Here is a 4237-nt window from a genome sequence, read left to right as displayed (position 1 = left end):
GCCAGCGCCAGCAGCGCCACGCGCACGCCGCGCACCCGCAGGCCCAGGCTCCGGGCCGTATCGGCGCCCAGCGCCAGCACGTCCATCTCGTTTGCAAGCGCCAGCGCGGCCCCCAGGCACAGAAGGATCACCCACGCCGCGGGCGCGACCTTGCCCATGGACAGGTTGGCCAGGCCGCCGATGCGGAAATCCGAATAGCCGATGAGGGAGTCCGGGAATACCGTGAGCACCGCGTCGATGCCCGCCCCGAACATACCGGAGATGGCCACGCCCGCCAGCACCAGCGTCATGCGGGACGCGCCCGCCTTTTCCGAGATCAGAAGCACCAGCATCACCCCGGCGAACGCCCCCAGGAACGCCGCAAAGGGCACCGCGGCAGCCGCCGTCGGCAGCACTGCGCAGCACAGCGCCACGCCCAGCCCCGCGCCGGAATTGACGCCGATGATGTTGGGCGCGGCCAGCGGGTTTGCCAGCACTGTCTGGATGACCGCGCCGGACACCGCCAGCGCCGCGCCGGCCAACAGGCACCCCAATGTGCGCGGCAGGCGCACATACAAAAGTATGCTTGCCGCCGTCGTGCCCTTCCCGCCGCCCGAAAGCACCGACAGAATCTCCCTGGGGGACACCGCCGCCGCGCCCAGGCACAGGCTCAGCAGCGCAGCGCCCAGCATGGCCAGCGCCAGCAGCGCAAGGCGCGCAGGCACGCTGCGAAAGCTACGCTTCTCCATACAGGATCTCCGCCAGTTTTTCGTATGCCTCGCCCCAGCGTGCGTTCGGCTTCAAGTTGTACAGCTGCTGGTCCATATAATAGACCCTGCCGTTTTTCACCGCGCTCAGCTGCTGCCATGCCGGGTTGGAAAGCACGGCGCTCTCCAGCGTCTGCCGCACCTTCTCCTGGTCGCTGCCCTGCATCACGATAAAAATCCTCTCTGGGTCCGCCGCGAGGATGGCCTCCATGGAAAGCTCCTCCAACAGAGACGCGTCGCTGTCCGCGATATTCACACAGCCCAGCGCGGCCAGCATTTCGCCCAGCACGCTGTTTTCGCTGTTCTTCACCTTGCAGCTGCTGCCCGTGGCCCGCAAATACAGCACGGACGGCCCTTCCTTTCCCTCCGCGCGGGCCACAGCCGCATCCACCTGCGCGCGCACCTGTTCGCCGTATTGCTCATACAGCTCCGGCCGCCCCGTGACGCGCGTGCAGACCTCCAGCATCGCAAGGTAGTCCTCAAAGGTGCTCACCTCAAAGTATGCCGTGGGGATGCCCGCCTGCTCCAGCGTGGGCAGCAGGTCCACATCCGCCGCCGTCTTTGCGCTGCCGATGACAAAATCCGGCTGCGCGGCCAGCAGCGCCTCGGCGCTCGGCTCCTTTACGCCGCCCAGGTTCACCACCGTTTCGGGCAGGCCCAGCTCAAACTGCGTCCAGGTGTCGTCCGCCGCCGCAACAAGCGTGTCCTTCCCGCCCGCCAGGCACCACACGTCGGCAAAGCTGCCGATGAGCGCCGCCACGCGCTTTGGGCTTTCCACCGTCACGGTACGGCCCAGCGTGTCGTTGAACGTGACGGCCTGCGCGTCCGCGCTGCCGGACGCCGCGCTTTCCGGCTGTGCGCCGGACGCGGAAGCCGAAGCAGAAGCCGCGCTGCCGCTCTGCGGCGCGGACGCCGCGCAGCCCGCCAGAAGAAGCGCCAGCAAAAGGGCGGTAAAACTCAAAATCTGTTTTTTCATGTCCGTGTCATCCCATCCATTCAAAATATCCGCGCCCGCGGCCGGACAGACAGCGCATACAGCGTCTTCCGGGCGGACATATCATACCACATTCCGGGCCTGCTGTCAGCCCTGCCAGCCCCGCCGGGCGGGGTCCAGTGCGTCCACGGCCGTGTAAAGCAGCGCGTTGCAGATGGCCGCGGCCACATTGCTGCCGCCCTTGCGGCCCATGGCGGCTATGGCCGGAACGTCCGCCGCCCTGCACGCGGCGAAGATGCGCTCCTTGCTCTCCACCACATTCACAAAGCCCACGGGCACCGCCACGACCAGCGCCGGCCGCAGCCCGTCCGCGATCAGCGCCTCCAGGCGCAGCAGCGCCGTAGGCGCGTTTCCCACGGCCAGCACCGCGCCGGGATATTCCCGCGCGGCCTTTTCCATGGCCGCGTCCGCCCGCGTGGTGCCGTTTTCCTGCGCGGCGCGGGCCACGTCCCCGTCCGCCATAAAGCATGCCACCGTGCCGCCGAGCTTCGCTAGGCTGGGCTTGCTGACGCCCGCTTTTGCCATATTGGTATCCGTTACAATGGGCACGCCCTGCCGCAGCGCCGCCACGCCGCGTGCAACGGCGTCGGGCGTGAAGCACAGGCTTTGCGCATAATCAAAATCCGCCGTTGTATGGATCACCCGCTTCACCACGGCGGCATGCTGCGGCGGCAGCTCAATGCCCGCCGCCGCAAGCTCCTGTGTAATGATCGCCATGCTGGTGCGCTCGATATCCGCGGGCAGGGTATGTTTTCCGTTCACGCTCGCATCTCCTCTGTGTTTACTTGGCCGCGCAGGCGTCCATTGCGCGGTACACCGCAGCTATATCAACGGCGGTGCGCACCGCGTCCGCCAGCAGGTCGTACTGACGCTCCTTGTACGCGGCATGGCTTTCCGCGCGCACGTCCGCTGCCGAAAGCCCCTTGCACGCCAGCAGCCAGGCGGCCAGCTTTTCCGTAAGCTCCCCGGTGTCAAACAGGCCGTGCAGATAGGTGCCGAACACATTGCCTGCCGCCGCGCCCTCGGGCGTGCCGTCCGCAAGCAGGCAGAACGGCGGCGTGCCGCCGCGTTCGGTGCGGCCCATATGGATCTCGTAGCCGTCCAGCTGCGCGCCCGCAAACGGGCCTGCGGCGGCACACGCCTGCACACGGGTGCGCACCTTCTGCCCGGTAAAGCGCGTCGCGCAGGGCAAAAGGCCCATGCCGTCCATGCGGCCTCCCTGCTCCACGCCGTCCGGGTCGTCCAGCGCCGTTCCCAGCATCTGGTAGCCGCCGCACACGCCCAGCACGGGCGTGCCCGCGGCCGCCAGCTTCTTTACCGCGGCCTCCAGGCCGTTCTGGCGCATCCAGGCAAGGTCTCCCATCGTGTTTTTTGTGCCCGGCAGCACCACCAGGTCCGGCTCGCCCAGCTGCCCGGCCCGCTCCACATACCGCACGCCCAGCGCGGGGTGGCTCTCCAGCGGGGAAAAATCCGTAAAATTGGAGATGCGCGGCAGGCGCACCACCGCGATGTCCAACGGACGCCGCTGCTGCGTCTGCGCAAGGCACGGCGCAAGGCTGTCCTCGTCGTCGATGTCCGCGCGGGTATAAGGCACGACGCCCAGCACGGGCACGCCCGTCTTTTCCTCCAGCATCGCAAGGCCCGGGCGAAGCAGCTCCACGTCGCCGCGGAATTTGTTGATGACCGTGCCGACGACGCGCGCGCGCTCCTCCGGCTGCAGCAGAGCCACCGTGCCGTAAAGCTGCGCGAACACGCCGCCCCTGTCGATGTCCCCCACAAGCAATACCGGCGCGTTCACCAGCTCTGCCAGGCCCATATTGACGATGTCGCCGTCCCGCAGGTTGATCTCCGCCGGGCTGCCCGCGCCCTCGATGACGATGACGTCGTTTTCCGCCGCAAGGCTCTCATAAGCGCGCAGGATCTCCGGCACCAGGCTTTTTTTCATCTTGAAATATTCCGCCGCGCGGTACTGCCCGCGCACCTCGCCGTTTACGATCAGCTGGCTGCCGGTGTCGCTGCTGGGCTTGAGCAGCACCGGGTTCATGCGCACGTCCGGCTCGCGGCCCGCGGCCTCGGCCTGTGCCACCTGCGCCCGGCCCATCTCCAGCCCGTCGCGGGTGATATAGCTGTTCAGCGCCATGTTCTGGCTTTTGAAGGGCGCCACCCGCAGGCCGTCCTGCCGGAAAATGCGGCACAGCGCCGTGGCCAGCAGGCTTTTGCCCGCGCCCGACATCGTGCCCTGCACCATAATGCAGCGCGCCATTTACAACACCTCCCCAAGCGCCTGCAAAAAGGCGCTGTTTTCCGAATGGGTGCGCACCGCCGCGCGGTACCACCCCGGCCCCAGGCCCGGATAATTGGCGCAGCCGCGCAGCAGCACGCCCCGGGCCCGCAGCCGCTGCACCAGCTGTTCGCCGCTGTGGTAAAACAGCAGATAATTCGCCTCGCCCGGCATCACGCGGCACCCCAGCGCCGCCAGCCCCGCCGAAAGGCGCGG

At 67.6% G+C, this 4237-nt stretch carries 4 protein-coding genes and 1 pseudogene; all 5 read right to left on the bottom strand.

Annotated features, from left to right (window positions below; genetic code table 11):
* Nucleotides 1–728: FecCD family ABC transporter permease (locus tag IIY41_RS04390; protein WP_287399927.1), on the bottom strand; the 728-nt coding region annotated here is incomplete at its 3' end.
* On the bottom strand, nucleotides 715–1722 hold the full coding sequence (locus tag IIY41_RS04385) for an ABC transporter substrate-binding protein (RefSeq protein ID WP_117461707.1): 1008 nt from the start codon (nucleotides 1720–1722) through the stop codon (nucleotides 715–717). The genes IIY41_RS04385 and IIY41_RS04390, both read right to left, overlap by 14 nt.
* Before the next feature lie 105 nt (nucleotides 1723–1827).
* Entirely contained in the window at nucleotides 1828–2502 is a 675-nt protein-coding gene (locus tag IIY41_RS04380; RefSeq protein WP_173022254.1) for a precorrin-8X methylmutase, read from the bottom strand.
* Nucleotides 2503–2521: 19 nt separating this feature from the next.
* Entirely contained in the window at nucleotides 2522–4003 is a 1482-nt protein-coding gene (locus IIY41_RS04375) for a cobyric acid synthase (protein WP_050005393.1), read from the bottom strand.
* A pseudogene (locus IIY41_RS04370) lies at nucleotides 4004–4237 on the bottom strand (threonine-phosphate decarboxylase); the annotation flags it as partial.

Source organism: Ruthenibacterium sp., assembly GCF_017421385.1.
Classification (GTDB): domain Bacteria; phylum Bacillota; class Clostridia; order Oscillospirales; family Ruminococcaceae; genus Ruthenibacterium; species Ruthenibacterium lactatiformans.
This window is presented reverse-complemented; position numbering and strand designations above follow the sequence as displayed.